General features: G+C 71.4%; 23 protein-coding genes and 1 pseudogene. 14 read left to right on the top strand and 10 right to left on the bottom strand.

Going from position 1 to position 26,092, the window contains the following annotated elements:
* The first annotated feature begins 106 nt into the window (after positions 1–106).
* Entirely contained in the window at positions 107–451 is a 345-nt protein-coding gene (locus ME121_RS09075; protein ID WP_024830794.1) for a hypothetical protein, read from the top strand.
* On the opposite strand, the gene ME121_RS09070 is transcribed toward ME121_RS09075, so the two are convergent.
* Entirely contained in the window at positions 442–1,392 is a 951-nt protein-coding gene (locus ME121_RS09070) for a LysR family transcriptional regulator (RefSeq protein WP_012318089.1), read from the bottom strand. The two genes, ME121_RS09075 and ME121_RS09070, sit on opposite strands and share 10 nt — an antisense overlap.
* A 92-nt stretch (positions 1,393–1,484) precedes the next feature.
* Here ME121_RS09070 and ME121_RS09065 point away from each other — a divergent pair, with 92 nt between their 5' ends.
* On the top strand, positions 1,485–2,270 hold the full coding sequence (locus tag ME121_RS09065) for an NAD(P)H-dependent oxidoreductase (protein WP_059408701.1): 786 nt from the start codon (positions 1,485–1,487) through the stop codon (positions 2,268–2,270).
* Positions 2,271–2,288: 18 nt separating this feature from the next.
* Here ME121_RS09065 and fdhE read toward each other — a convergent pair whose 3' ends face one another.
* From fdhE to ME121_RS09035, 5 genes are all read right to left on the bottom strand, one after another.
* Positions 2,289–3,284, bottom strand: a complete 996-nt coding sequence (fdhE, locus tag ME121_RS09060; protein WP_059408700.1) for a formate dehydrogenase accessory protein FdhE — start codon at positions 3,282–3,284, stop codon at positions 2,289–2,291.
* Positions 3,285–3,287: 3 nt separating this feature from the next.
* The gene (locus ME121_RS09055) at positions 3,288–4,010 is read right to left on the bottom strand and encodes a formate dehydrogenase subunit gamma (protein WP_012318092.1); all 723 of its coding nucleotides are present in this window, start codon (positions 4,008–4,010) and stop codon (positions 3,288–3,290) included.
* 300 nt (positions 4,011–4,310) lie between these two features.
* On the bottom strand, positions 4,311–5,246 hold the full coding sequence (fdxH, locus tag ME121_RS09050; protein ID WP_024830790.1) for a formate dehydrogenase subunit beta: 936 nt from the start codon (positions 5,244–5,246) through the stop codon (positions 4,311–4,313).
* 15 nt (positions 5,247–5,261) lie between these two features.
* Positions 5,262–8,342, bottom strand: a complete 3,081-nt coding sequence (fdnG, locus tag ME121_RS09045; protein WP_083743678.1) for a formate dehydrogenase-N subunit alpha — start codon at positions 8,340–8,342, stop codon at positions 5,262–5,264.
* 154 nt (positions 8,343–8,496) lie between these two features.
* A complete protein-coding gene (locus ME121_RS09035; protein WP_029359915.1) occupies positions 8,497–8,838 on the bottom strand; it encodes a hypothetical protein in 342 nt (113 codons plus the stop codon).
* 193 nt (positions 8,839–9,031) lie between these two features.
* Here ME121_RS09035 and ME121_RS09030 point away from each other — a divergent pair, with 193 nt between their 5' ends.
* The 7 genes from ME121_RS09030 (at position 9,032) to ME121_RS33485 (ending at position 14,798) form a co-directional block, all read left to right on the top strand.
* On the top strand, positions 9,032–9,217 hold the full coding sequence (locus tag ME121_RS09030; protein WP_059408699.1) for a hypothetical protein: 186 nt from the start codon (positions 9,032–9,034) through the stop codon (positions 9,215–9,217).
* 395 nt (positions 9,218–9,612) lie between these two features.
* The gene (locus tag ME121_RS09025; RefSeq protein WP_059408698.1) at positions 9,613–10,650 is read left to right on the top strand and encodes a sulfate ABC transporter substrate-binding protein; all 1,038 of its coding nucleotides are present in this window, start codon (positions 9,613–9,615) and stop codon (positions 10,648–10,650) included.
* An 11-nt stretch (positions 10,651–10,661) separates the two neighbouring features.
* Positions 10,662–11,516 carry a sulfate ABC transporter permease subunit CysT gene (cysT, locus tag ME121_RS09020; protein ID WP_012318099.1) on the top strand — a complete coding sequence of 285 codons (855 nt, stop codon included), beginning with the start codon at positions 10,662–10,664 and terminating at the stop codon, positions 11,514–11,516.
* On the top strand, positions 11,509–12,390 hold the full coding sequence (gene cysW, locus ME121_RS09015; protein ID WP_059408697.1) for a sulfate ABC transporter permease subunit CysW: 882 nt from the start codon (positions 11,509–11,511) through the stop codon (positions 12,388–12,390). Before cysT ends, cysW begins: the two co-directional genes overlap by 8 nt.
* Before the next feature lie 58 nt (positions 12,391–12,448).
* Positions 12,449–13,432, top strand: a complete 984-nt coding sequence (locus tag ME121_RS09010) for a sulfate/molybdate ABC transporter ATP-binding protein (RefSeq protein WP_059408696.1) — start codon at positions 12,449–12,451, stop codon at positions 13,430–13,432.
* Between the two features lie 39 nt (positions 13,433–13,471).
* Positions 13,472–14,521 carry a cysteine synthase A gene (locus ME121_RS09005; protein ID WP_059408695.1) on the top strand — a complete coding sequence of 350 codons (1,050 nt, stop codon included), beginning with the start codon at positions 13,472–13,474 and terminating at the stop codon, positions 14,519–14,521.
* A 121-nt stretch (positions 14,522–14,642) separates the two neighbouring features.
* Positions 14,643–14,798, top strand: a complete 156-nt coding sequence (locus tag ME121_RS33485) for a hypothetical protein (RefSeq protein WP_007563230.1) — start codon at positions 14,643–14,645, stop codon at positions 14,796–14,798.
* A 102-nt stretch (positions 14,799–14,900) separates the two neighbouring features.
* Here ME121_RS33485 and ME121_RS09000 read toward each other — a convergent pair whose 3' ends face one another.
* A complete protein-coding gene (locus ME121_RS09000; RefSeq protein ID WP_089231831.1) occupies positions 14,901–16,373 on the bottom strand; it encodes a S1 family serine peptidase in 1,473 nt (490 codons plus the stop codon).
* Between the two features lie 193 nt (positions 16,374–16,566).
* Here ME121_RS09000 and ME121_RS08995 point away from each other — a divergent pair, with 193 nt between their 5' ends.
* Complete coding sequence (locus tag ME121_RS08995) at positions 16,567–16,743, top strand: hypothetical protein (RefSeq protein ID WP_012318104.1); 177 nt, start codon at positions 16,567–16,569, stop codon at positions 16,741–16,743.
* 52 nt (positions 16,744–16,795) lie between these two features.
* Here ME121_RS08995 and ME121_RS08990 read toward each other — a convergent pair.
* Together ME121_RS08990 and ccrA are read right to left on the bottom strand one after the other, a co-directional pair.
* A pseudogene (locus tag ME121_RS08990) lies at positions 16,796–17,094 on the bottom strand (alkylphosphonate utilization protein).
* A 170-nt stretch (positions 17,095–17,264) separates the two neighbouring features.
* On the bottom strand, positions 17,265–18,551 hold the full coding sequence (gene ccrA, locus ME121_RS08985) for a crotonyl-CoA carboxylase/reductase (RefSeq protein ID WP_012318106.1): 1,287 nt from the start codon (positions 18,549–18,551) through the stop codon (positions 17,265–17,267).
* Between the two features lie 612 nt (positions 18,552–19,163).
* Here ccrA and ME121_RS08980 point away from each other — a divergent pair.
* The 4 genes from ME121_RS08980 to ME121_RS08965 all read left to right on the top strand — a co-directional run bounded on the left by ME121_RS08980 (position 19,164) and on the right by ME121_RS08965 (position 25,071).
* Positions 19,164–21,206 carry a protein meaA gene (locus tag ME121_RS08980; RefSeq protein ID WP_059408694.1) on the top strand — a complete coding sequence of 681 codons (2,043 nt, stop codon included), beginning with the start codon at positions 19,164–19,166 and terminating at the stop codon, positions 21,204–21,206.
* Positions 21,207–21,316: 110 nt separating this feature from the next.
* Positions 21,317–23,002, top strand: coding sequence for a methyl-accepting chemotaxis protein (locus ME121_RS08975; RefSeq protein ID WP_059408693.1), 1,686 nt, complete (start codon positions 21,317–21,319; stop codon positions 23,000–23,002).
* A 43-nt stretch (positions 23,003–23,045) separates the two neighbouring features.
* A complete protein-coding gene (locus ME121_RS08970) occupies positions 23,046–24,119 on the top strand; it encodes an MraY family glycosyltransferase (RefSeq protein ID WP_179240063.1) in 1,074 nt (357 codons plus the stop codon).
* A gap of 16 nt (positions 24,120–24,135) precedes the next feature.
* The gene (locus ME121_RS08965; protein WP_053620875.1) at positions 24,136–25,071 is read left to right on the top strand and encodes an NAD-dependent epimerase/dehydratase family protein; all 936 of its coding nucleotides are present in this window, start codon (positions 24,136–24,138) and stop codon (positions 25,069–25,071) included.
* A gap of 13 nt (positions 25,072–25,084) precedes the next feature.
* Here ME121_RS08965 and ME121_RS08960 read toward each other — a convergent pair whose 3' ends face one another.
* Positions 25,085–26,008: a class I fructose-bisphosphate aldolase gene (locus tag ME121_RS08960; RefSeq protein ID WP_024830779.1), complete on the bottom strand. Its 924-nt coding sequence runs from the start codon at positions 26,006–26,008 to the stop codon at positions 25,085–25,087.
* Between the last annotated feature and the right edge of the window lie 84 nt (positions 26,009–26,092).

Genomic DNA, 26,092 nt, shown 5'->3' with positions numbered 1-26,092 from the left:
TCGGGGTCCCGCGTTCCGAGCCCCTTCGGCATGTGGCCGGGGCGATTGACCCACTGCCAAGCTCGGCCCAAAACCTCGGCGGCGCGGCCCCTCGCGCCCCAACAGGATGATCGCCGTGCCCGCGTCCCGTCTCCCGATGCGCCTCAGCCTCGTCGCCCTCGCCGTCGCGGCGCTGGGCGCCTGCCAGCAGCGCGCCACGCCCGCGGTCACGGAACCCGCGCCGGTCATCCCGGCCCCCCTGTCCCTGCCCACCGGCAGCGGCTGCGGCCCGGAGATCGCGCGCACCAAGGCGATCGTCGACAGCGACGTGGCCACCGGCAATCTCAACAAGCCGGTGGGCGACCGCTTCAACGCCGACCTCGCCCACGCCGCCGCCGAGTGCTCGGCCGGCAAGTCGGGCGAGGCCCTGCACCTGCTCGCCGCCGCCAAGAGCCGCTACGGCTATCGCTGAGCCGACGCCGCCCGCGCGGCGGGCTCCGGCACGATCCCCGGGACCGCGCGGAGCTCCGCGGCGAGGAAATCCGCCAGCAGCCGCACCCGCGCGATCGCGGCCCGCTCGGGCACGATCAGCAGGCTGAGCGGCACCGACGGCAGGGCGTAGTCCGGCAGGACCGCCTCGAGCCGGCCGTCGGCGAGGCAATCCGCGACCAGCCAGCGGTGCGCGGGCGCGATGCCCCGCCCGGCCAGGACCGCCGCCCGCGCGGCCAGCCCGTGATCGACCCGGAGGCGGCCGCCGAAGGGCACCGCGCGGCGCCCGGCCTCCGGTCCTTCGAGGACCAGGGTACCGCTCCCGGCCACGTTCGTCATGCGGATCCCCTCGTGGCCGACGAGATCCTCCGGCGTCAGGGGCCGGCCGCGCGCCGCCAGGTAGGCGGGGGCGGCGACGAGCCGACGCTCCGACCGCCCGACGGCCCGCAGTCTCAGCGCGCTGTCGGCCAGGGGGCCCAGGCGGATCGCCAGATCCATGCCCTCGCGGACGAGATCCACGCGCTCGTCGGTGAGGCTCAGATCCACCGAGATGTCGGGGTAGCGATCCTGGAACGCGAAGACGATGGCGCCGACGTGGAGGACGCCCAGCGCCGCCGTGCACGACAGGCGGACGGTGCCCGCCGGGGCGTGCCGCCGGTCCCGCGCCTCGGCGCCCGCCTGCTCGACGAGGTGCAGGATGCGCAGGCTGTTCTCGTAATAGGCCAAGCCCTCGGCCGTCAGGGCGAGGCGCCGCGTCGTCCGGCTGATCAGGGCGACGCCGAGGGCGTCCTCGAGTTCGCGCAGGTGCCGGGTGATCGTCGATTGCCCGACCCCGAACTCGCGCGCCACCGCCGACAGGCTGCCGCGCTCGGCCACCCGGACGAAGCTGCGCATGCGCTCCAGGGTGACGTCGGATCTATCCATTCCGCGGCATAATCCTATCCGGGCACCTCACGTACCGGAACGATCGGCCCTGGGCTAGCAGGGGGGTCCCGCGCCACGACGGAGCCCGCACCATGAACACCCTGATCGTCTTCGCCCATCCGGAGCCGCGCTCCCTCTGCGGCGCGCTCCGGGACGAGACCGTGGCCGCGCTGGCGGCGCAGGGCCACGCGGTCGCGGTGTCCGATCTCTACGCCATGAACTGGACCGCGGCGGTCGACCGCGCGGACTTTCCGGACCTCGCCCCCGAGGCGCGCCTCCGCGTGCCGGCCGCCTCGGGGCAGGCCGCCGCGGCCGGCCGCCTGACCGAGGACGTGGTCGCCGAGCAGGCCAAGCTCCTCTGGGCCGATCAGCTGATCCTGCTGTTCCCGCTCTGGTGGTTCGGCCTGCCGGCGATCCTCAAGGGCTGGATCGACCGGGTCTACGCGCACGGCTTCGCCTACGGCGTCGGCGAGCACAGCGACCGCCGCTGGGGCGACCGCTACGGCGAGGGCCGCCTCGCGGGCCGGCGCGCCATGCTGATCGTGACCGCGGGCGGCTGGGAGGAGCACTATTCCGCGCGCGGGATCAACGGGCCGATCGACGACCTGCTGTTCCCGATCCAGCACGGGATCCTGCACTATCCCGGCTACGCGGTGCTGCCGCCCTTCGTCGTGTACCGGGCCGACGGACTCGACGCGGCCGCCTTCGCGGCCGTCGCGGAGCGCCTGCGGGACCGGCTGTCCGCGCTCGCGACGACGCCTCCGATCCCGTTCCGGCGGCAGAATGGCGGCGACTACCTGATCCCCGGCATGCAGCTCCGGCCGGGGCTGGAGGCGCCGGGCGCGCGCGGCTTCGCCCTCCACCGCGACGGCACGTGACCGGCGCGGGCGGGGCGTTCAGATCACGAACAGCAGGTTCAGACCGGCGCGCCGGAAACCGTCCTCGGCGATCTTCAGATCGAGCCCGTAGGACGCGATGTCGTCCGCCACCGGGTCGAGGGCCGGCGCGCGGTGCTGGTGGAGGTGCTTGATGTAGCTGTGGCAGGTCGTGCAGGTCTCCACCTGAACGTCCTTCGAGACCTCGTCGAGCCCGTAATAGCTCACGCCCTCGCCGTCACCGCAGGCGGTGCAGCGGATCCGGACGTGGTTCCAATACGTGCCGCAGAGCGAGCAGCTGAGATAGCGAGCCTTGTCGGCGGGGGTCCAGGAGACGATGACGCTCGCCACCGGCGCGCCGCCGCAGCACGGGCAGACGCCGTCCGCCACGGGCTTCAGCGTCTTCGTGTCGAGGCGCGCGGCCTGCCCGGCGAGGCGCACCTGCAGCGCGGCCGAGACGAACACGCATTCCGCGATCCGGTCCACCGGCAGCGCGCCCTCGAAGACCTGAACGGCGAGATCGAGGCGATCCTCGCGGGAGGCGGCCCGGAGGGCGTCCCGCGCCGCGGCCGAAGCCTCGGGCGCGGTCGAGAGATCGATCTCGGCCAGCAGCGCCAGGAGGGACGCGTCGAGATCCGGATCGGCCTCGAGGCTGTGCCGCGACAGCGGCGGCATGCCGTGCTCGCTCCGCAGCGCCTGATCGGCGGCATCCGGCACCGCCGGGGCCGGGAACCGCGCCTGGATCACCGACTGGGCCCGGGCGATCTCTGCGACGAAGCGGAGATAGGCCTCCAGCGGGTGCCCGGGCGCGGCCTCCACAAGGCGCGCGGCCCGGTCGGCGAACAGCCCGGTGGAATCGGGCAGGCGGACGAACGGCACCGAGCCCGAGATCCCGATCTTGTCGGGATCGGGCTTCAGCTCGCTGAAATCCCGGCGGCGGGGCTTCGGCGCCTCGGCGGGTGTCGGGGTCTTGTCCGCGGCCGGAACCGCGGGTTTACGCTTGAAGAAGTTGGCCAAGACTCAGGATCCGCGCTTGTCCACCGAGCCGTGGCGCGCCTTGCCGCCCGCGATCTGCCGGAACCACTTGCGGTGATGCCGGTAGGCCCAGCCGCCCGTGACGGTCCCGCGGACCATCGCCCGGCCGGTGCCGCGCACCCAGATGCCGGCGTAGATGTGCACCACGATGATCGCGATGGCGATCACGGCGGCGAGCGAATGGGCGAGCAGCGCCCAGCGCTGGGTCTCGATCGAGGTGAGGCCGCCGAAATAGGTGTTCCAGATCACGAGGCCGGTGACGAACATCACGCCGATCAGCGCGGTCTGGCCCCAGAACACGCCCTTCTGGCCGGCATTGTACTTGCCGAGCTCCGGCAGCCGGTCGTCGCGGTTGGTGACCACGTCGCCGATGTGCTTGGTCCACTCGACATCGTCCTTGTTGGGGATGTTGAGCTTCCAGAAGCGCACGAACAGGAAGAAGAAGCTGACCGCCAGCGCCACGCCGAACCACGGGTGGATCGCCCGGGTCGCCTGCCCGCCGCCGAACAGGCCGGTCAGCGAGAACAGGTAGGGCGTGAACATCGCCAGACCCGACAGGGTCAGCAAGGTGAACAGGATCGCGGTGATCCAGTGGTTCACCCGCTGCACGCCGGTGTAGCGCGGGACGTACATCACCTCCGGCGCCGCGGACTTGGCGTGGTGGAGGGGGCGGGGATCGCCGTCCCGGATGTCGCTGTGGATCGTCATCGGCCTTCTCGCGCCTGATGCGGTGCCGGCCCCGCATCACGGCGGAGGTGGCTCTGAGCTTCGAGATAGGGTGGGGCGGCTGCACCGTCTCCACCCTGTCGCTTTCGGATCTACGCTCCTCCCTCCCACGCGGTACGGGAGGGCCGGCCCTGCGTCAGCAGGGGTCGGCAGAGAGCAACCCCGGTTCAGGGAAGGGCGCGACCAGCACGACGGGCAGAGGTCTGTTCTGCACCGTCGCTCCCCTGTCCCACCCGCTTCGCGGGTCTCTCTCCCCTGCAGAGGGGGAGGGAGACCGTTGGGTCAGTGCGGCCGGACCTCGCCGCCGCCATTCTCCCGGCGCTTGGCCTCGTCGTACTCGACCGCCTCTTCCTCCTCCTCGGGCACGACCTCGTTCGGGCCGGCCGTGACGTAGTGGAAGAAGCCCGCGACCGCCGCGAAGCCCATCGCGGCGAGACCGAACACCTTGGCGCCGCCCTTCCAGAAGGCGACCAGCGGCGAGATCTTCGGGTCGTTCGGCAGGCCCGCGTAGAGGTTCGGCTGGTCGGCGTGGTGCAGCACGTACATGACGTGCGTGCCGCCGACGCCGGCCGGGTCGTAGAGACCCGCCTTGTCGAACCCGCGCGACTTCAGGTCCTCGACGCGGTCGTGGGCCTGATCGATCATGGCCTGCTTGGTGCCGAACATGATCGAGCCGGTCGGGCAGGCCTTGGCGCAGGCCGGGGCCTGACCCACCGCCACCCGGTCCGAGCACAGGGTGCACTTGTACGCCTTGTGGTCGGTCTGGCTGATGCGCGGGATGTTGAAGGGGCAGCCCTTCACGCAGTAGCCGCAGCCGATGCAGTTCTCCTCGATGAAGTCGACGATGCCGTTGGAGTACTGCACGATCGCGCCGGGCGACGGGCAGGCCTTCAGGCAGCCCGGCTCGGTGCAGTGCATGCAGCCGTCCTTGCGGATCAGCCATTCGAGGTTGTTGGTCTCCGGGTTCTCGTACTCGGTGAACCGCATCAGCGTCCACGACTTCGGCGTGAGGTCGTGGGGGTTCTGGTAGGTGCCCGTGTTGACGCCGATGTCGTCGCGCAGGTCGTTCCACTCCTCGCAGGCCGACTGGCAGGCCTTGCAGCCGATGCACTTCGACACGTCGATGAGCTTGGCGACCTCCACCTGGCGGCGGATCTCCGGCGGCGTCTCCGTGGAGGCGGAGCGCTGGCGGATGTCGAGGGAGCTGTAGTCAGCCATGTCTGCCGCTCCCCCTTACGCGACCGCGTCCGACGGAGGCGTGGTCGGCTCGATGTTCACGAGCCAGGCCTTGAACTCCGGCGTCTCGGTGTTCGCGTCGCCGACGACGGGCGTCAGCGAGTTCGGGTGCCATCCTTTCTTGGTGTGGCCCATGAAGCCCCAGTGCTGCGGGATGCCGACGACGTGGACGGGCTTGCCGTCGCAGATCAGGGGCTTGATCCGCTTCGTCACCACCGCCTTGGCCTTGAGCGAGCCGCGCTTCGACCAGACGCGGACCCAGCCGCCCTTGGCGATGCCCTTCTCCTTGGCGAGCTCCTCCGAGATCTCCACGAAGGCCTCCGGCTGGAGGATCGCGTTGATCCGGGCGTGCTTGGTCCAGCCGTGGAAGTGCTCGGTCAGGCGGTAGCTCGTCGCCGCGTAGGGGAACTCCTTCGCGTCGCCGAGATCGGCCAGATCGTCCTTGAAGATGCGGGACGCGGGCGCGCCCTTGATCTTCGGGAAGGCGAGGTTGGCCACCGGCGACTCGAAGGGCTCGTAGTGCGCCGGGAACGGCCCGTCGCGCATGAGACCGCGAGTCCACAGGCGGGCGACGCCCTCCTGGTTCAGGATGAACGGGCCGACGCCCTTATCGGGGGCGACGGTGACGCCGTAGTCCGGCACGTCGAAGCCGATCCACTGCTTGCCGTTCCACTCGATGAGCTTCTTCTTCTCCGACCACGGGCGACCCTCGGGGTCGCACGAGGCGCGGTTGTAGAGCACGCGCCGGTTGGCCGGCCACGCGAAGGCCCAGTTCGGCGCGATGCCACGGTCGCCGGGATCGGTGTTGTCCCGGCGGGCCATCATGTTGCCCTTCTCGGTGTAGCAGCCCGAGTAGATCCAGCAGCCGCAGGCGGTGGTCCCGTCGTCCTTGAGCTGGGCGAAGCCGTCGACCTGCTTGCCCGCCGGGATGATCGTCCCGTTGAGGTCCGGCGTCGGCGCCAGCGTGTAGCCGTTGAGCTCGCGGGCGAGCTCGGTCGGCGTCGGCGCCTCAGCGATCGCGTAGTCCCACTTCAGATTGACGATCGGGTCCGGGAAGGCCCCGCCGTCCTTCTTGTAGGCTGCCTTCATGCGGAGGAAGATCTCCGACATGATCTCGATGTCCGAGCGGCACTCGCCCGGCGCGTCCTGCGCCTGCCAGTGCCACTGCAGCCACCGGCTGGAGTTCGACAGCGAGCCTTCCTCCTCCACGAACAGGGTGGTCGGGAGCTCGAACACCTCGGTCTGGATCTTGGTCGGGTCGACGTCGTTGTACTCGCCGTGGTTCTCCCAGAACCGGGCCGTCTCAGTCTTGAGCGGATCCATCACCACGATGAACTTCATCTTGGAGAAGGCTTCCGTCATCTTGGCGCGATTCGGGAACGACAGCAGGGGGTTGAAGCCCTGGATGACGTAGCCGGTCATCTTGCCCTGCTTGGCGAGCTCGAACCCGCGCAGCACGTCGTAGGTCGGCACGTCGAGCTTGGGCAGGTAGTCGTACGCCCAGTCGTTCTCCTTGGTGGCCTTGTCGCCCCACATCGCCTTCTGGAACGAGACGAAGAACTTGTTGTAGTTCTGCCAGTAGCTCGTCTGTCCGGGCCGCAGCGGCTTGAACTGCCGCTTGGCGATGTAGCTGGCGTAGTCGGGCTCCTTCTCCACCGGGATGTTCAGGTACCCTGGGATGAGGTTCGACATCAGCCCGATATCGGTCAGCCCCTGGATGTTGGAGTGACCGCGCAGGGCCTGCATGCCGCCGCCGAGCACGCCGATGTTCCCGAGCAGCGTCTGCACGATGCACATCGAGCGGATGTTCTGCGAGCCCTTGGAGTGATGGGTCCAGCCGAGCGCGTAGAGCGAGGCCATCGACTTCTCGGGGGAAGCCGTCGTCGCCATCAGCTCGCAGACCTTCAGGAAGGTCTCCTTGGGCGAGCCGCAGATCTTCTCGACCATCTCCGGGGTGTAGAGCGAGACGTGCTTCTTCAGGAGCTGCATCACGCAGCGCGGGTGCTGCATCGTCTCGTCGACCACGGCGTAGCCGTCGGGGCCGATCTCGTAGTCCCAGGTGGTCTTGTCGTAGTCGCGCTTGTCCGCATCGTAGCCCGTGAACAGACCCTCGCTGAAGTCGTAGCCCTCGCGGACCACGTACCCGGCGTTGGTGTAGGCGGAGACGTAGCGGTGCTGCAGCTTGTCGTTGTCGAGCAGGTACTTGGCCACGCCCGACAGGAACGCGATGTCGGTCCCCTGCCGGATCGGGCAGTAGAGATCGGCCACCGACGCCGTGCGGGTGAAGCGCGGATCGACGACGATCAGCTTGGCATTGTTATGGGCCTTCGCCTCCACGACCCACTTGAAGCCGCAAGGGTGAGCCTCGGCGGCATTGCCGCCCATCACGGTGATCACGTCCGCGTGCTTGATGTCCATCCAGAGGTTGGTCATCGCACCGCGTCCGAAGGAGGGCGCCAAACTGGCGACCGACGGACCGTGTCAAACCCTGGCCTGATTATCGAAGACCAGGGCCCCCATGCTTCGGACTGTCTTGTAGGTCAGCCAGGCCGTCTCGTTGGTGGTGGCCGAGGCCCCGAGGAACCCCATCGTGGTCCACCGGTTGACCGTGAGGTCGCCGTTCTTGGCCACGAAGTTCTTGTCCCGATCCTCCTTCATGAGCTTCGCGATCCGGTCGAGGGCGAAGTCCCAGGAGACGCGCTTGAACTCCGAGGAGCCCGGAGCGCGGTGGAGCGGGTACTTGGTGCGGGTGTCGGCGTGCACGAAGTCGAGCAGCGCCGAGCCCTTCGGGCAGAGCGTCCCGCGGTTGATCGGGTGATCGGGGTCGCCCTCGATGTGCATCACCGAGGAGCGCGCGTTCTTCGAACGGTCGCCGAGGCTGTAGAGGATCACGCCGCACGCGACCGAGCAGTACGGGCACGTGTTGCGGGTCTCGCGCATCTGCGCGAGCTTGAACGGCCGCACGGCGGCCGCCATCGCGGGCTCGAGTCCGCCGAACCCGAGCGCGCCCAGCGAGCCGCCCGCGAGGCCGGCGCCGGCCCCCTTAAGCAGGCCACGCCTTGAGACCTGGACCGTCATCTCCGCTCCGTAAAAGCGATCTGGTATAATTCCAGGGTGTCCCAAAAAAGCGTGCACGAGGCAAGTGCGGTTGCGTGACACAGCAAGTCGCCGTGTCTCAGCCGAAGCAACACGTTTTCCGCACCGGCATCATCCTGCATGAAGACGGTTATTTTTACTTGCTTGGATTTGCCGGGTTCGAACCCGACGGGCTGGCGGTGCGATGCTCCAGGGGCGCCTGCGGCTCGGTGGCGGAGGAGCCGCCGGGCTGGGCCGGCGGGACCGGACGGTCGGCGTTCTCCTTGATCGAGCGGCCGCCCGGATCGGGCGCGTCCTTGGCGGCCGACTGCTCCCGCGGGACCGGCGCCTGGCTCCAGCCGTCCTGCGCGCTGCGGGATTTGTCGCCCATCGCGTCGACGCCCTTGATCTCGCCCGGCTTCGTCTGCGCGAGGCAGGGCGAGGCGGCCGTCGCCACGCCGAGGAGCACCGACATCATGAGGGGGATCGAGCGGGACACGGGGGGCTCCTGGCAGCGGGGAATGCCCGGGCAACGTAGCCTTCGCCGCCGCAGTTCCGAGCTGCGACACCGTCCCGGCACCGGGCATCCGGATCACGGGCCCGCATCGCGTTGGGATCCGGTGCCGGCGGTGACGGCTCCTTAACCAAACCTTGCAACCGTGCGTCTCCACAGGTGCGAGGATCTCCCGGTCATGTCGAAGCCGCATCCCGAGCGCCCCTCCGAGACCGGGCGGAGCGTCGACGCGCCGCCGCTCAGCCCCGGCATCCGGCGCCATCTCGGCCAGAACCTGCGCACGCTCCTCACCGACACGCTCTCGGCCCCGGTCGACCAGCGGCTGGAAGCGCTGATCGACCGGCTCGGCAAGCCGAAGCGCTGACGCGGACCGGCGCCGTCCGGCCAGTCCGCCGGGATGACCGGGATCGCCGCCGCGCGGTCCACGGCCCGTGCGCAGTGCCGGCAGGACACCGCCGACGCGCCGAACGCTACCAGATGTGCGCCAGAACACTTGAGATTGTTCGTTCTGAGAAACCCGGTTCTGCGCACCGATTCTTCTCCAGGGGCGTCGACGGAGAGAAGATCCATGCGTTCTGCCGACCTACCGCCCTGACTTCCCTTGCCTTTCCAGCCCGATCGTCGATCTTGATCGCGCTACGCCACCGCGCGGATCCGCATCCGAGACTTGACTTCGTTCGATAAAACGAACGATTTCGGGTGTCTCGGGGACGCCTGTCCCCTGCGTCGCAACCGCGGATGGCTGGGGGATCGGACGTGATGACGAACGCTGCAGGTCGGGGTCGGTTGGCTCGGGCGATCGGGCTCTCCCTTCTGGCCGGAGCCGGCCTACTGGCCTGCGCGCTGCCGGCCGCCGCCGAGACCGCGCTCCTCAACGTCTCGTACGATCCGACCCGCGAGCTCTACCGCGAGATCAACGCCGCCTTCACGGAGGCGTGGAAGGCCAAGACCGGCGAGGCCATCACGGTGCGGGCCTCGCACGGCGGCTCGGGCGCGCAGGCGCGCACGGTGATCGACGGCGTCGACGCCGACGTGGTCACCCTCGGCATCCCGTCCGACATCGACGCGATCGCCAAGCTCACCCGCAAGATCCCGGAGGATTGGCGCAGCAAGCTGCCGAACCAGGGGACGCCCTACACCTCGACGGTGGTGTTCCTCGTCCGCAAGGGCAACCCGAAGGGCGTCAAGGACTGGGACGACCTGGTCAAGCCCGACGTGAAGGTGATCACGCCGAACCCGAAGACCTCGGCGGGCGGGCGCTGGAACTTCCTCGCTGCCTGGGGCTACGCCTACGGGAAGGACAAGGACGCCGCGAAGGCCGACGCCTTCGTCGGGCAGGTCTACAAGAACGTTCCGGTGCTCGATACCGGCGCCCGCGGCTCGACGGTGACCTTCGCGCAGCGCGGCCTCGGCGACGTCCTGCCGACCTGGGAGAACGAGGCCTACCTCGTGCTCCAGGAGTTCGGCGCCGACAAGTTCGACATCGTCTCGCCGCCGACCTCGATCTACGCCGAGCCGCCGGTGGCCCTGGTGGCGGTCAACGCCGAGCGGAAGGGCACCACCAAGGCGGCCCAGGCCTATCTCGACTTCCTCTACAGCGACCGCGCCCAGGCGATCTTCGCCAAGCACCATTACCGGCCGATCCGCCGGGAGGCGGCCGCCCCGGCGGACCTCGCCCAGCTGCCCGACATCAAGCTGTTCAAGATCGAGGATCTCCAGGGATCCTGGGACGAGATCCAGAAGCGGAACTTCGACGCCGGCGGTCTGTTCGATCGTCTGAGCCGGGCCGGCCGCTGAGGCTCCAGACCATGGTCCAGACGCCCCGTCCCCGTCGGACATTCCGACGGCCGAGCGTGATCCCGGGCTTCGGGATCAGCTTCGGCTACACGCTGACCTGCCTCGGCCTGATCGTCCTGCTGCCGCTGGCCGGGCTGGTGGTGAAGGCCTCGGGGCTCGGCCTGTCGGGCATCTGGGAGGTCGCCACCGATCCGCGGGTGGCCAGCGCCCTGCGGATCAGCTTCGGCGTCTCGGCCATCGCGGCGCTGGTCGCCTCGGCCTTCGGCTTCCTGGTGGCCTGGGTCCTGACCCGCTACCGCTTCCCGGGCCGCAAGCTGGTCGACGCCGCCGTCGACCTGCCCTTCGCCCTGCCCACCGCGGTCGCCGGCATCGCGCTCGCCTCGCTCTACGCGCCGGACGGGCTGCTCGGCGCGCCGCTGGCGCGCCTCGGCATCCAGGCGGCCTACACGCCGGTCGGCATCTTCATCGCCATGGTCTTCATCGGCCTGCCCTTCGCGGTGCGGACCGTGCAGCCGCTGATCGCCGAGATCGACAAGGAGATCGAGGAGGCCTCGGCCACCCTCGGCGCGACGCGCCTCGTCACCCTCACCCGGGTGGTGCTGCCGCCGCTGATCCCGGCGGTGCTCACCGGCTTCGCGCTCGCCTTCGCCCGGGGCGTCGGCGAGTACGGCTCCATCATCTTCATCGCCGGCAACCTGCCCTACGTGTCGGAGATCGCGCCGCTCCTGATCGTCATCAAGCTCTCCGAGTTCGACTACGGCGGGGCGGCGGCCATCGCGACGATCATGCTTGGGATCTCGTTCCTGACGCTGCTCGCCATCAACCTCATCCAGGCCTGGTCACGGCGGCGGTTCGGCTATGTCTGAGATCTTCTCCCCCGCCTTCGTGCCGGCCGCCAAGCCGGCCCCGGTCGCCTCGGAGGGGGCCGGCGTCCGCGCGATCCTGATCGGGATCGCCGTGGCGTTCCTGGCGCTGTTCCTGGTGCTGCCGCTGTTCGCGGTCTTCCTCCAAGCCTTCTCGAAGGGGATCGACGCCTTCCTGGACGCCTTCCGGGAGCCCGACGCCTGGAGCGCGATCCGCCTGACGCTGACCGTGGCGGCGATCGCGGTGCCGTTCAACGTCGTGTTCGGGCTGGCCGCCTCCTGGGCCATCGCCAAGTTCGAGTTTCCCGGCAAGTCGCTGCTGATCACCCTGATCGACCTGCCGTTCTCGGTCTCGCCGGTGGTCTCGGGGATGATCTACGTGCTGCTGTTCGGGTCCCAGGGCCTGTTCGGATCCTGGCTCATCGATCACGGCATCCAGATCCTGTTCGCCCTGCCGGGGATCGTGCTGGCCACGGTGTTCGTCACCTTCCCGTTCGTCGCCCGCGAGCTGATCCCGCTGATGCAGGAGCAGGGCACCGCCGAGGAGGAGGCGGCGCTGACGCTGGGCGCCTCGGGCCTGCACGCGTTCCGGACGGTGACGCTGCCCAATATCCGCTGGGGCCTGCTCTACAGCGTGCTCCTCTGCAATGCCCGGGCGATGGGCGAGTTCGGAGCGGTGTCGGTGGTGTCGGGCCACATCCGCGGCCTGACCAACACTATCCCACTCCACGTGGAGATCCTCTACAATGAGTACAACTTCGTCGCCGCATTCGCCGTCGCTTCGCTCCTCGCCGTCCTTGCCCTCATCACCCTCGTCCTCAAATCCGTCCTCGAGTGGCGCTTCGCAGGCGAGCTCGCGCACGGCCGGGCGCACTGATCGCCCCTCCACGGCGATCCGGGTCGAGGACGTCTCGAAGACGTTCGACACGGCGGCGGTGCTGCACGACCTGTCGCTGGACGTGCGGGCGGGCGAGCTGATCGGGCTGCTCGGCCCCTCGGGCTCGGGCAAGACGACGCTGCTGCGGATCATCGCCGGGCTCGACGCGCCGGACCGGGGCCGGATCCTGTTCGGGGACGACGACGCCACCGGCCTCGCCGTGCAGGAGCGGGCGGTGGGCTTCGTGTTCCAGCACTACGCCCTGTTCAAGCACATGAGCGTGGCCGACAACATCGCCTACGGGCTGAGCGCGCGGCGCCGCGCCGACCGGCCGGCCAAGGCCGAGATCAAGCGCCGGGTCGGCGACCTGCTCGACCTGATCCGGCTCTCCGGCTTCGGCGACCGCTACCCGTCGCAGCTCTCCGGCGGCCAGCGCCAGCGCGTCGCGCTCGCCCGGGCCCTCGCGGTCGAGCCGCGGGTGCTGCTGCTGGACGAGCCGTTCGGGGCGCTCGACGCCCAAGTCCGCAAGGACCTGCGCCGCTGGCTGCGCGAGATCCACGACCGCACCGGCCAGACCACGATCTTCGTGACCCACGACCAGGACGAGGCGCTGGAGCTGTCGGACCGCGTGGCCGTGCTCGACCGCGGGCGCCTGGAACAGGTCGGCACGCCCGACGAGGTGCAGGAGAACCCGGCCTCCGCCACCGTGATGAAGTTCCTCGGCGATTCCGTCGAGGTCGAGGCGATCGCCGAGGGCGGCCGGGTGCTGGTCCGGGGCCGGGAGACCCCGGTGGCGGCGCCCGCCAGCCTGTTCGGTCCGGTCAAGCTCTACGTCCGGCCCTGGCAGCTGCAGCTCGCCGAGCCCGAGGCCGCGCACCTGTCCGGCACGGTGCGCAGCTCGTACCGGACGCAGGGCCGCCAGCGGATCGAGGTGGCCGACCCCGAAGGTCGCGTCCTCGCCGTGGAGGATTTCGACGGCGTGCGCTACCCGGCCGGCCACCCGGTCGGCCTGCGGATCAACGGCGGGCACGTGTTCGGGTGAGGCTCGCCAGCGGCCGCGCGGCACCCTAGGCTCCCGACCATGACCGGACCGAGTCGCGAACCCGCCCCCGACGTCCTGGCCGCCATCGGCCAGACGCCGCTGATCCGCCTGCGCCGCGCCTCCGAGGAGACCGGCTGCACCATCTACGGCAAGGCGGAGTTCCTCAATCCCGGCCTGTCGGTGAAGGACCGCGCGGCGCTGTCCATCGTGCGGGACGCGGAGGCGCGGGGCCTGATCCGCCCGGGCGGCACGATCGTCGAGGGCACCGCCGGCAACACCGGCATCGGCCTCGCCCTGGTGGCCTCGGTGCGCGGCTACCGGACGCTGATCGTCATCCCGGTCACCCAGTCCGATGAGAAGAAGCAGACCCTGCGGCTCGCGGGTGCCCGGCTGGTGGAGGTGCCGGCGGTGCCCTTCGCCAACCCGAACAACTACGTCCACGTGGCCCGGCGGCTCGCGGACAGACTCGCCGCCGCCGAGCCGGCGGGCGCCTTCTTCGCCGACCAGTTCGACAACGTCGCCAACCGGCAGGCCCATGTCGACGGCACCGGCCCGGAGATCTGGGCGCAGACCGGCGGCCGTGTCGACGGCTTCGTCTGCGCGGCCGGGACCGGCGGCACGCTGGCTGGCACCGCCGAGGCCCTGCGCGCCCGCAACCCGCAGGTGCGGATCGCGCTGTCGGACCCCGAGGGCTCGGCCCTCTACGCCCACTACACGACCGGCACACTGAAGGCCGAGGGCTCCTCGATCACCGAAGGGATCGGGCAGGGGCGGATCACCCGCAACCTCGAGGGCTTCACCCCCGACCGCGCCTTCCGGATCCCGGACCGCGAGGCCCTCGACATCGTCTTCGGGCTGATGCGGGAGGAGGGGCTGTCGCTGGGCGGCTCGTCGGGCATCAACGTCGCCGGGGCGATCCGGCTGGCCCGGGACCTCGGGCCCGGTCACACCATCGTGACGATCCTCTGCGACGGGGCGGCCCGCTACGCCTCGAAGCTGTTCAACCCGGCTTTCCTCGCCGAGCGCGGCCTGCCGGTTCCGGGCTGGCTCGACGCGCCGCAGGAGGCCCTGCCCGACTGGCACGCTTGAGGCCCGAGCCTCATCCGGAATTTTCCTCGCAAAAGCGTGGCTTGGCGTTGAACGGAACGGAATGTCGCAGCGTTTGAACGGTCACGCTCGCACCAGCGCGACCGTCCGGAGAACGCGACCGATGTCCCTCGTCACCATCCTGCTCATCATCCTGATCATCCTGGCCTTCGGCGGCGGCGGCTTCCTCGGCGGCGGCGCGTATCGCGGTCCCGGCTTCGGTCTGGGCGGCATCCTGCTGATCGTGCTGATCGTGCTCCTGGTCACTGGGCGGCTCTGAGCCGCAGCCCGTCGCCTGGGCGGAGGAACCGTCCGCCCAGGTCCCCGGACGGCCGCAGGTGCCGGCCGCCGGGCGCCAAGGGATCCGCCCGCGGCGCGCACCCTAGCGGCAGGTGATCCCCACCACGGCGGGCGCGACCGCGCCGGGCCCGCCACCCGGCTGCGGCGGCGCCGGGGGGACGCCCTGGGCGGAGAGGAAGGCGTGGATCGCCCGCGCCGGCACGAGCGGCAGGCGCGCCGGCGGCACCACCCCGGCGACCCGGCGCGGCGCCGCGGGGTAGCGGGCGACGAGCCCGACGAGGGTCCCCGACCGTTCGAGCACCGGCGCGCCGCCGGAACCCGGCTGGAGCGCCGCGATCACGTCGCCGCCCCGCACCTCGCCGGGGGCGGCCTGGACCCCGTCGGGGCCCGGCGCCAGGGCGATCACGCTCTCCTCGGCACCGACGGGCTCGATCCGGATCGCGGCCCGGAGCGGGGCGGGGGCGCCGGGCACATCGAGGAGGGCGAGGCCGGCCGGATCGGTGGCGAGCACCCGCACCGGCGTCGCGCCGACGCGAGGCTGCGCGCAGCCCTCCAGCACGGCGGAGGCGGTCAGAACGCGTCCCGGCGCCACCGCGAGACCCGCGCCCGATGCCGGAGCGGAGGAGAGGCTCGCCGGCCTCAGGGGCGCGGCGGCCTGCGGCGGGGGGGCCGGGTTTGCGGCGGCGCGGGTCGCCGGCGCCGGGCCCGCGGAAAGCTGGGCGGCCGGCGCCGCGGCGGGGTCCGGAAACGGCACGAAGGCGTTCGCCACGGCGATGACGAGCCGGTCGACCTCCGGCGCGAGGGCGCGGTCGTAGCCGAGCAGGAAACCGCGCACGCCCTCGGGGCCGGACGCGTAGCGGATGTAGGACAAGCCCGGCCCGGTCTCGGCGGTGACCACCACGGTGTCCGGCCGCCGCAGCTTGTAGGTCACCTTGCGGCCGGGGAGCGGCGCGGTCGCCTTCTCGAACAGCGCGTCCAGGCTCTCGGTCCCCGGCGGGAAGGCGCGGGATTCGAGGGTCACGCGCCCGTCCTGGCTCTGCCAGCGGGTTCCGGAGGGCAGGGCGGTCCGCCGACCCAGGAGGCGCTCGGGCACCCCCATCACGGCGCCGGTCCCGGGATCGACCGCGACGCGGAAGCGCGCCGCGTTCCGCGCCGCCGCGCCGGCGGCCAGCAGCCCCGCCCGGCCGCGCGAATCGAGGGGGTCGGCCCCGCCGGTCCGGGCCGCGTAGGCGTTGAGCGCCTCGAAGGTCCGACGTCCGAAGGCCCCCGACACCACGGCGTTGAAGTCGCCGGTCCAGACCAGGGCGTCCTGGACGGCCTTGCGGTCGGCCTCCGGGAGGGCCTCGAAGCCCGCTCTCATCGCCTCGAAGGCGGGATCGGCCGGCGCTCCGGGCGCCGGCACGGGTCTCGGCGCGACCCGGGCGGGGGCCGGCCGGTCCTGGCCGGCGACCGGCCCGGTCCCGAGGGCGATCAGGATCGCGAGGGCCGTCGCGCGTCGGGCGCGGCCGCGCGGGGCGTCCGGAATCCGACACCGCGACGCGTCACCCGAATCCATTCCCGCCCTCCGACCCTCAACGTCCCGATCCTGGCAGAGGCCGCGGCGACAGGCCAGGTCAATCCGGTCCCGGCGACCGTGCGTCCGGAACCGCGATGCGCTACAGGGCGGATACCCGGCCCTGGGCGGCGGCCGGATCCCGGATCGCTCGTCCGGCTACGCGATGCCGCCACGGTTCGACGCGGAGCCCGGCATGAGCGACACGAACAACACCTTCAAGAAGGCGCCCAAGCGCAAGGCCGCCAAGGGAAAGAGCATCAGCGTGTCGCCGGAGATGCGGCAGGCCTACGCCGACCTGATCCAGGAGCGTGCGGAGAAGCAGGAGGCCTACGGCCGCCACCTGCCGCAGGACGAGACGCGGCGGCGCTGACGCGAGGATCGGGGCCGCGCCGGCAGCGCGAGGCCCCGACCGGACCGTCCGCTCAGCGCTTGCGCACGAATTCGGTGCGCAGCACCAAACCCTTGATGGTGTCGTGGCGGCAGTCGATCTCCTCCGGATCGTCCGTGAGCCGGATCGACCGGATGACCGTGCCCTGCTTCAGGGTCTGGTTGGCACCCTTGACCTTGAGGTCCTTGATCAGCGTGACCGAATCGCCGTCGGCCAGGACGTTGCCGGCCGCGTCGCGGACAGTCCTCGTCTCGGGGGCGCGGCGGCGGCCCCGGGCGGGAGCCACTCGCCCGTCGCCTCGTCGTAGACGTAAGCCTCGTCGTCGCCGGTCAAATCCGTGCCCCCTGTTCGGATCGGGGCCGGGTCCTGTCAGGATCGCGTGGGCCCGTCATCCGCGCGTCCCGGCACACCGAACCGGTCAGCGAGTCGGCGCGGGACGCCGCGAGCTTAGCCGATCGGACCGGCCCCGCGCGAGCGCGGCGGGGCCGGTCCGATCGAGAGCCTCACCGCTTCAGCGGACCGGCCTCGATCACGTCCTCGACCGTGCGCAGGCCGGCGCGCGGGGAGTTGACGAGGCAGGCCATGTTGCCCGGCGGGTGCTGGTTCTTCCACATCTTGGTGTGGGCCTGGGGGATCTTGTCCCAGGGGAAGACCTCGCTCATGCACGGGTCGATCCGCTGGTCGAGCACGAACTGGTTCGCCGCCGAGGCCTGCTTGAGGTGGGCGAAGTGCGAGCCCTGGATGCGCTTCTGCCGCATCCAGACGTAGCGGGCGTCGAAGGTGATGTTGAAGCCGGTCGTACCGGCGCAGAACACCACCATGCCGCCGCGCTTCACCACCAGCGCCGAGACCGGGAAGGTCGCCTCGCCGGGATGCTCGAACACGATGTCGACGTCCTGCTTGCCGGTGATGTCCCAGATCGCCTTGCCGAACTTCCGCGCCTCCTTGGTCCAGGCGTGGAACTCGGGGCTGTTGACCTTCGGGAGCTGGCCCCAGCAGTCGAAGTCCTTGCGGTTGATGACGCCCTTGGCGCCGAGGCTCATCACGTAGTCGCGCTTCGACTCGTCCGAGATCACCGCGATGGCGTTGGCGCCCGAGGCCGCGCAGAGCTGCACGCCGAACACGCCGAGACCGCCCGAGGCGCCCCAGATCAGCACGTTCTGGCCCGGCTTCACCGTGTGCGGGGCGTGGCCGAACAGCATGCGGTAGGCGGTGGCGAGCGTCAGCGTGTAGCAGGCGGCCTCCTCCCAGGTGAGGTGCTTGGGCCGCGTCATGAGCTGACGCGACTGCACCCGGCAGAACTGCGCGAAGGAGCCGTCGCCGGTCTCGTAGCCCCAGATGCGCTGCGAGGGCGACAGCATCGGGTCGCCGCCGTTGCACTCCTCGTCGTCGCCGTCGTCCCGGTTGCAGTGGACGATGACCTCGTCGCCGACCTTCCAGCGCTTCACCTTGGAGCCGACCTTCCAGACGATGCCGGAGGCGTCGGAGCCCGCGATGTGGTACTCGCCCTTGTGGACGTCGAAGGGCGAGATCGGCTCGCCGAGGCCGGCCCAGACGCCGTTATAGTTGACGCCCGCCGCCATGACGTAGACCAGCACCTCGTCGTCGCCTATCTCCCAGACCGGCAGCACCTCGAGCTGGTGGGACTGCTCCGGGGGTCCGTGCCGCTCGCGCCGGATCGCCCAGGCATACATCTTGGCCGGCACATGACCCAGCGGCGGGATTTCACCCATCTCGTAGAGGTCCTTGACCTCCCCGCCCGTCGGACTGATCGCAGCGCTCGCCGCCATCTCGCTCTCCTCTCGTCCCGCGTGTTGCTCACGGCCGCGGTTCTCCATCGCGCTATAACGGCGATGCCGGAGGCGTCCAAGTGGGCCGAAAGTCGAAAGCCGACGGTTTCCGACATGAAAAAAGCGCGAGCACAGGGCGCGCAGCCACGTATTCAAAATCGGCTTTCCGGCAGACCAAGTATTATTCGGCGCTGGCCTTGGCCGCCCCGGTGCCGAGACCTTCCCCGACCCCGCCGCCGCGAGCCTGAGCTGCTCCCGGACGCCCGGCGAGCACATGCAGCTCTAAGTCCTTGGTAAGTCGTGCTCTCTCGCGCCTGAACAGCGGCAGGTCCCGCGAAGAACAGATCAGGTGGACTTTATACCAGGACTGACAAAGCCGTCCGCGACCGTCGCCCGGGTCCGTCCGGGCGGCGGTCGCGGACGGCGCGCGGGCGGCCGCGCGCCGCGGCGCCTTCAAATCCCGCTGTTCCGGCGGGCAAGTTTTTTCATGAGCTGGGAAAGCCCGGTCGGGCGTCTTGCACTTCCGTCCCGGATGACGCGTGCCCAACCCTTCGCTACGGTGACCGCAAGGCCGCGCCCCGCGCGGATACAAAGATCACACGGAGGCGAGGAATGGGCGCGAGCGTCGCCGAGACCAGGAGCGACAAGTCGAGCCGCGACAAGCCCTGGATCATCCGCACCTACGCGGGGCACTCGACCGCGGCGGAGTCCAACAAGCTCTATCGGGGCAACCTCGCCAAGGGCCAGACCGGCCTGTCGGTCGCCTTCGACCTGCCGACCCAGACCGGCTACGACCCCGACCACGAGCTGTCCCGCGGCGAGGTCGGCAAGGTCGGCGTCTCGATCGCGCATCTCGGCGACATGCGGACCCTGTTCCAGGACATCCCGCTCGCCCAGATGAACACCTCGATGACGATCAACGCCACGGCCCCGTGGCTGCTGGCGCTCTACCTCGCGGTGGCCGAGGAGCAGGGCGCGCCGATCGCCGCGCTCCAGGGCACGACCCAGAACGACATCATCAAGGAGTACCTGTCGCGCGGCACCTACGTGTTCCCGCCCGCGCCGTCCCTCCGGCTCACCAAGGACGTGATCCTGTTCACGACCCGGAACGTGCCGAAGTGGAACCCGATGAACGTCTGCTCCTACCACCTTCAGGAGGCGGGGGCGACGCCGGTCCAGGAGCTCTCCTACGCGCTCGCCATCGCCATCGCGGTGCTCGACACCGTGCGCGAGGACCCCGAATTCGACGCCGCGAGCTTCCCGGAGGTGTTCGGCCGGATCTCGTTCTTCGTGAACGCGGGCCTGCGGTTCGTCACCGAGATCTGCAAGATGCGGGCGTTCTCGGAGCTCTGGGACGAGATCGCCCGGGAGCGCTACGGCATCGACGACCCGAAGAAGCGCATCTTCCGCTACGGCGTGCAGGTGAACTCTCTGGGCCTCACCGAGCAGCAGCCGGAGAACAACGTCCACCGCATCCTGATCGAGATGCTGGCGGTGACGCTGTCCAAGCGCGCCCGCGCCCGCGCGGTGCAGCTCCCGGCCTGGAACGAGGCGCTCGGCCTGCCGCGGCCCTGGGACCAGCAATGGTCCATGCGCATGCAGCAGATCCTGGCCTTCGAGACCGACCTGCTGGAATACGACGACATCTTCGACGGCAGCCACGTGATCGAGGCCAGGGTCGAGGAGCTGAAGGCGCAGACCCGCGCCGAGCTGGAGCGGATCGGCGGCATCGGCGGCGCGGTCGCGGCGGTGGAGACCGGCGCGCTCAAGCGCGCGCTGGTGGAGTCGAACGCCCGCCGGATCTCGGCCATCGAGGCCGGCGAGCAGATCGTCGTCGGCGTCAACAAATGGCAGCAGGGCGAGCCGTCGCCGCTCACGGCCGGGGAGGGGGCGATCTTCTCCGTCTCCGAGACCGTCGAGATGGAGGCGCAGAGCCGGATCCGCGAGTGGCGCGGCCGCCGCGACGAGAACGCCGTCGGCCAAGCCCTCGACGCCCTGGAGCAGGCGGCGCGCTCCGGCACCAACATCATGCCGCCCTCGATCGAGGCCGCCAAGGCCGGCGTCACGACGGGCGAGTGGGGCGCGCGCCTGCGCGCGGTGTTCGGCGAGTACCGGGCCCCCACCGGCGTGACCGTCGAGACGGTCTCCAGCGGCGCGGCCGAGGAGGCCAAGCTCCTGATCGCCGATCTCGGCGAGCGGCTCGGCGAGACGCCGAAGCTCGTGGTCGGCAAGCCCGGCCTCGACGGCCATTCCAACGGCGCCGAGCAGATCGCGCTCCGCGCCCGGGACGTCGGCTTCGACGTCACCTACGACGGCATCCGCCAGACGCCGGCCGAGATCGTCGCGAAGGCCAAGGAGACCGGCGCCCACGTGGTCGGCCTGTCGATCCTGTCCGGATCCCACGTGCCGCTGGTGCGGGAGGTCCGCGCCAAGATGCGGGAGGCGGGGCTCGACCACATCCCGGTGGTGGTCGGCGGCATCATCTCGCCGGAGGACGAGCTGGTCCTCAAGAACATGGGCGTGCGCGCCGTCTACACGCCGAAGGACTACGCCATCGACCAGATCATGGTCGGGCTCGCCAAGGTGGTGGAGAAGGGCCTGGAGCGCCGGGACGGCCCGTCGAACCAGCCGCGCGCGGAGGCTCAGGTCTACTAGCGGACCGAGCCTGCCCGGACCGCGCGCGGTCCGGGCAGGACCAAACAACCTTAATATTTCTCAGACAAGCATAGGCCCCGGTCCCACCTGCGGGACCGGGGACGAATCCTATGCGCGCCGGTATCTCCATCGCGGCCAAGCTCGGCCTGTGCCTCGCAGCCCTGGTGCTGCTGATCGCCGCGACGAGCGGCCTCTCGCTGGCCGAGCTCGGCCGCATCGAATCCGCCGCCGCGCAGCTGCGCGACACCCGCATCCCGGCCACCGATGCCCTCGGCCGGATCGGGATCAACTTCATGCGGCAGCGGGTCAACGCCGTCCGCCTGATCACCGCCGACACGCCCGAGCTGCGGGCCGAGGTCGCCGACCAGATCGCCAAGCGCGACGCGCTGCTCGCCGCCCAGTACGCCCGATACGAGGCCCTGCCGCTGACCCAGCCCGAGCGCGAGGCCTACGCGGCCTTCCGCCAGCACGTGGCCACCTACGCCGAGCAGCAGCGGGAGGCGGTGGCCAAGGCCGAGGCGGGCGACGTCGCCGGCGGTCAGCGGATCTACAACACCACGATGTCGGACAGCATCCGCGCCATCATGGCCGACTGGGAGAAGCTCGTCGCCCTGAACGGCGACGGGTCGCAGGCGAGCGGCACGCTGATCGCGCAGACCTACGACGCCGCCAAGCGGAACGTGCTGGCGCTCGCCGGCCTCGCCCTGGCGGTGGCGCTCGGGGCCTTCGTGCTGGTGACCCGCGGCGTCAGCCGGCCGCTCCGGACCATCAGCGCGGTGACGCAGCGCCTCGCGGCGGGCGACGCCGAGGTGGCCATCCCCGGGCAGGAGCGCCGCGACGAGATCGGGGCTCTGGCGGGCTCCGTGGTGGTGTTCCGCGACAACCTCGTCCGCGCGCGCGCCCTGGAAGCCGAGACGGCGCTGGCCCGCGCGGACGCCGAGACGCAGCGCCGCGCCGCGACCCGGGCCATGGCCGACGCCTTCGAGCAGGCGGTGGGCGGCATCGTCGGCGGCGTGTCGGCGGCGGCGACCGAGCTGGAGGCGACCGCGCGGTCCCTCACCGGCAGCGCGGCGGACGCGGCCGGGCAGTCCGGCACCGTCGCGAGCGCGGCGAGCGACGCCGCCGCCAACGTCAACACCGTCGCGGCCGCCGCCGAGGAGCTGGGCTCCTCCGTGCAGGAAATCGGCCGGCAGGTCAGCGGCTCGGCGGAGCTCGCGCGGGTCGCCGTCGCGGAGGCGACCAACACGGTGGCGCTGGTCCAGGACCTGAGCAGCGCGGCCGCGAAGGTCGGCGACGTGGTGGCGCTGATCTCCGGGATCGCCGCCCAGACCAACCTGCTGGCGCTCAACGCCACGATCGAGGCGGCGCGCGCCGGCGCCGCGGGCCGCGGCTTCGCGGTCGTCGCCTCGGAGGTCAAGGCGCTCGCCGAGCAGACCGCCCGGGCCACCGAGGAGATCACCGGCCAGATCGGCCGGATCCAGTCCTCCACCGGGCAGGCCGCGTCGGCGATCGACGGAATCGGCCGGCGCATCCGCGAGATCGACGGCCTGGCCGCCAGCATCGCGGCCGCCGTGGAGCAGCAGGGCGCGGCCACCCAGGAGATCGTCCGCAACGTCGCCGAGGCGGCCGCCGGCACCGGCGCGGTGACCGGCACCATCGCGAGCCTCGCCCAGTCCGCCGAGGAGACCGGCACCGCCGCCGCCCAGGTGCTCGGCGCCGCGACCGAGATGTCGCGCCAGTCCGAGCATCTCGGGGCCGAGGTCGCCCGCTTCCTCGCCACGGTGCGGGCCGCGTAGGGAGCCCCTCACGGTCGGGCGGCGGATCGCGTAGGACGGCGCCATGCCGCCCGCCCTGCCGCCCGACATGCCGCCCAACTTGCCGCCCGCACTGACCACGATCCTGCTCCTGGCGGTGCCCCTCGCCGCCGCCCTCTCGGCGGGCCTGATCCTGCGCCTGCGCCCGCTGCTGCAGCGCTACGCCCTGGCCCGGCCGAACGCCCGCTCCAGCCACACCGTGCCGACCCCGCAGGGGGGCGGGATCGCCGTGGTGACGGCCCTGGTCACGATCTCGGGCCTGCTGATCGCGGCGCCGGAGATCGGCGGCCGGCCGGACTGGATCTGGCTCGCGGGCGGCGCCCTGGCCCTGGCGCTCCTCGGCGCCGTGGACGACGTCCGGCCGCTGCCGGCCGCCCTACGGCTCGCCGTGCAGGCCGTCGTGGTCGGCCTGCTGGTCTGGCACCTCGACGGGCGGCTGCTCCCCGCCCTGCCGCTCTGGCTGGAGCGCGGCCTCGCGCTGCTGGCCGGCCTGTGGTTCGTCAACCTGACGAACTTCATGGACGGGCTCGACTGGATGACGGTCGCGGAGTTCGTCCCGGTGGCGGGCGCGCTCCTGCTCATCGGCCTCGTCGGGCACCTGCCGCCGCTGCCGACCCTGGTGGCGGCGAGCCTGCTGGGCGCGGTGCTGGGCTTCGCGCCGTTCAACCGGCCGGTCGCGCGGCTCTTCCTCGGGGATGTCGGCTCGCTGCCGGTCGGGCTCGTCACCGCGTGGCTGCTGTGCCAGCTCGCCCTGGCGGGCGGCCTCGCCGCCGCCCTGCTGCTGCCGCTCGTGTACCTCGCCGATGCCAGCCTGACCCTCGCCGCCCGGGCGGCGCGGGGCGAGCGGGTCTGGGAGGCCCATCGCGGGCACTACTACCAGCGGGCCACCGTCAACGGGCTCGGCGTGCCCGGCGTGGTCGGGCGGGTGTTCGCGGTCAATCTCGCCCTGGCGGCGCTCGCCGCCGCGACCTTGTTTTGGCCGTCCTGGACGGTCACGCTCGCCGCATCGGCCGCCGGGCTCGCCCTGGTCGCCGCCCTGCTCCGCCGCTTCGCCCGCGCCCCGGCACCGGGCCCAGCCGAAGGTGCCGCCCAGCCGTGAAAGGTGCCGCCCAGCCGTGACCGGACTCATCGCGCTCACCGGGGCGACCGGCTTCATCGGCCGCCACCTGCTCGCCGACCTCACCGCGCGGGGCTACCGGGTCCGCGTGCTGCTGCGCCGGCCCACGACCGTGCCGGAGGGCGCGGCGAGCGCGGTCGTGGGCGACCTGACCCGCCCGATCAACATGGCGGCGGCCCTCAGCGGCGTCGACGCGGTGGTGCATTCGGCCGGCCTCGCCCACGCCAATCTGGGTCCGACGGCGTCGGGGACACCGGAGGACGACTATCGCACGCTCAACACCGAGGCGACGCGCAGGCTCGCGGAGGCCGCGGCGCGCGCGAAGGTGCGCCGCTTCGTGTTCCTGTCGTCGATCCGCGCGCAGGTGGGGGCGAGCGCGCCGGAGGTGGTCGGGGAGGGCGATCCGCCCCGGCCGACCGACGCCTACGGCCGCTCCAAGCTGGAGGCCGAGGCGGCGCTCGCCGAGATCGGCCTGGACTGGGTCGCGCTGCGCCCCGTCCTCGTCTACGGGGCCGGCGTGAAGGGCAACATGGCCGCGCTCCTGCGGCTGGCGCGCAGCCCCTACCCGCTGCCGCTGGGCGGCCTCGCGGCGCGGCGCTCGCTGATCTCGCTGGAGAGCCTGTCGGGCGCCGTGGACGCGGTGCTGGCGGCGCCCGCCCCCCTGAACCGGGCCCTCGTCGCGGCCGACCCGGACCCACTCAGCCTGCCCGAGATGATCGCGTCCCTGCGCCAGGGCCTCGGGCGCGGCCCGGGCCTCGTCCCGGTGCCGGCCGGGCTCCTCCGGCTGGCCTGCCGGCTGACCGGCCGGGACGCGCAGTTCGCCCGCGTCGCCGAGGGGCTCGTCGCCCGCGCCGACGGGCTCGCGTCCCTCGGCTGGCGGCCGGCCGGGTCGACCCGCGACGGACTCGCCCGGCTGGCCCGCGACGGCGGCTGAGGCGCGGCCCGCCTCAGCGGCCCGCGTAGATGTCGGTGATCTTGCCGAGCAGCGACAGGGCGTCCGCCTTCGAGCGCTGGAAGGCGTTGCGGCCGACGATCGAGCCGAACCCGCCACCCGCCTGGATGGCGCGGATCTCGTCGAGGAAAGTCGCCTCCTCGGCATGGGCCCCGCCGGAGAAGATCACGATCCGCCGTCCGTTGAAGGCGCATTGCACCACGTGGCGGACGCGCTCGGCCGCCGTGCCGATCGGGATGCCGGTCGACTCGTAGACCTTCCTGGCCGCCGGCTGCTCGATATGGGCCGAGGGCAGCTTGACCTTGATGATGTGGGCGCCGAGCTGCGCGGCGATCTGGGCCGCGTAGCCGATCACGTCGATGGCGGTCTCGCCCTCCTTCGAGAGGGCCGAGCCGCGGGCGTAGGACCAGATCACCACGGCGAGGCCGACGCTCTTGGCCTCCTCGGCGATCTCGCGGATCTGCCCGTACATGGCGTTGCGGTGGGCCGAGCCCGGGTAGATCGTGAAGCCGATCGCGCAGGCGCCGAGTCGCAGTGCGTCCGCCACCGAGCCGGTGATCGCCTGCTCGGGATCCTCCTCGTCGGCCAGGAGGTCGTGGTCGTTGAGCTTCAGGATGAGCGGGATGCGCCCGGCATAGTCGCGCGCGCCCGCTTCCAGGAAGCCGAGCGGCGCCGCGTAGGCGTTGCAGCCGGCCGCCAGGGCCAGCTCGAAATGGTAGTGCGGGTCGTAGGCCGGCGGGTTCGGGCCGAAGCTGCGCGCGGGCCCGTGCTCGAAGCCCTGGTCGACGGGCAGGATCAGCATCTTGCCGGTGCCGCCGAGCTTCCCGTGCTCCAGCATCCGGGCGAGGTTGGTGAGGGTCCCGGGGCTGTCGGCCCCGTACCACGACAGGATCTCGGTGACGCGGGCGGATCGGTCCATCGGGCAGCCTCCTGGCCAGAGACCGTCGCGCCGCGGATCGGGCCGCGGGTCGTGCGCGGACGGCTCGCGGTCGGAACGGTGAGG

This window comes from Methylobacterium sp. ME121, from assembly GCF_000974725.1.
Classification (GTDB): domain Bacteria; phylum Pseudomonadota; class Alphaproteobacteria; order Rhizobiales; family Beijerinckiaceae; genus Methylobacterium; species Methylobacterium radiotolerans.
Note: the sequence above shows the minus strand (reverse complement) of the source record. Positions and strands in the feature narration are given on the sequence as shown.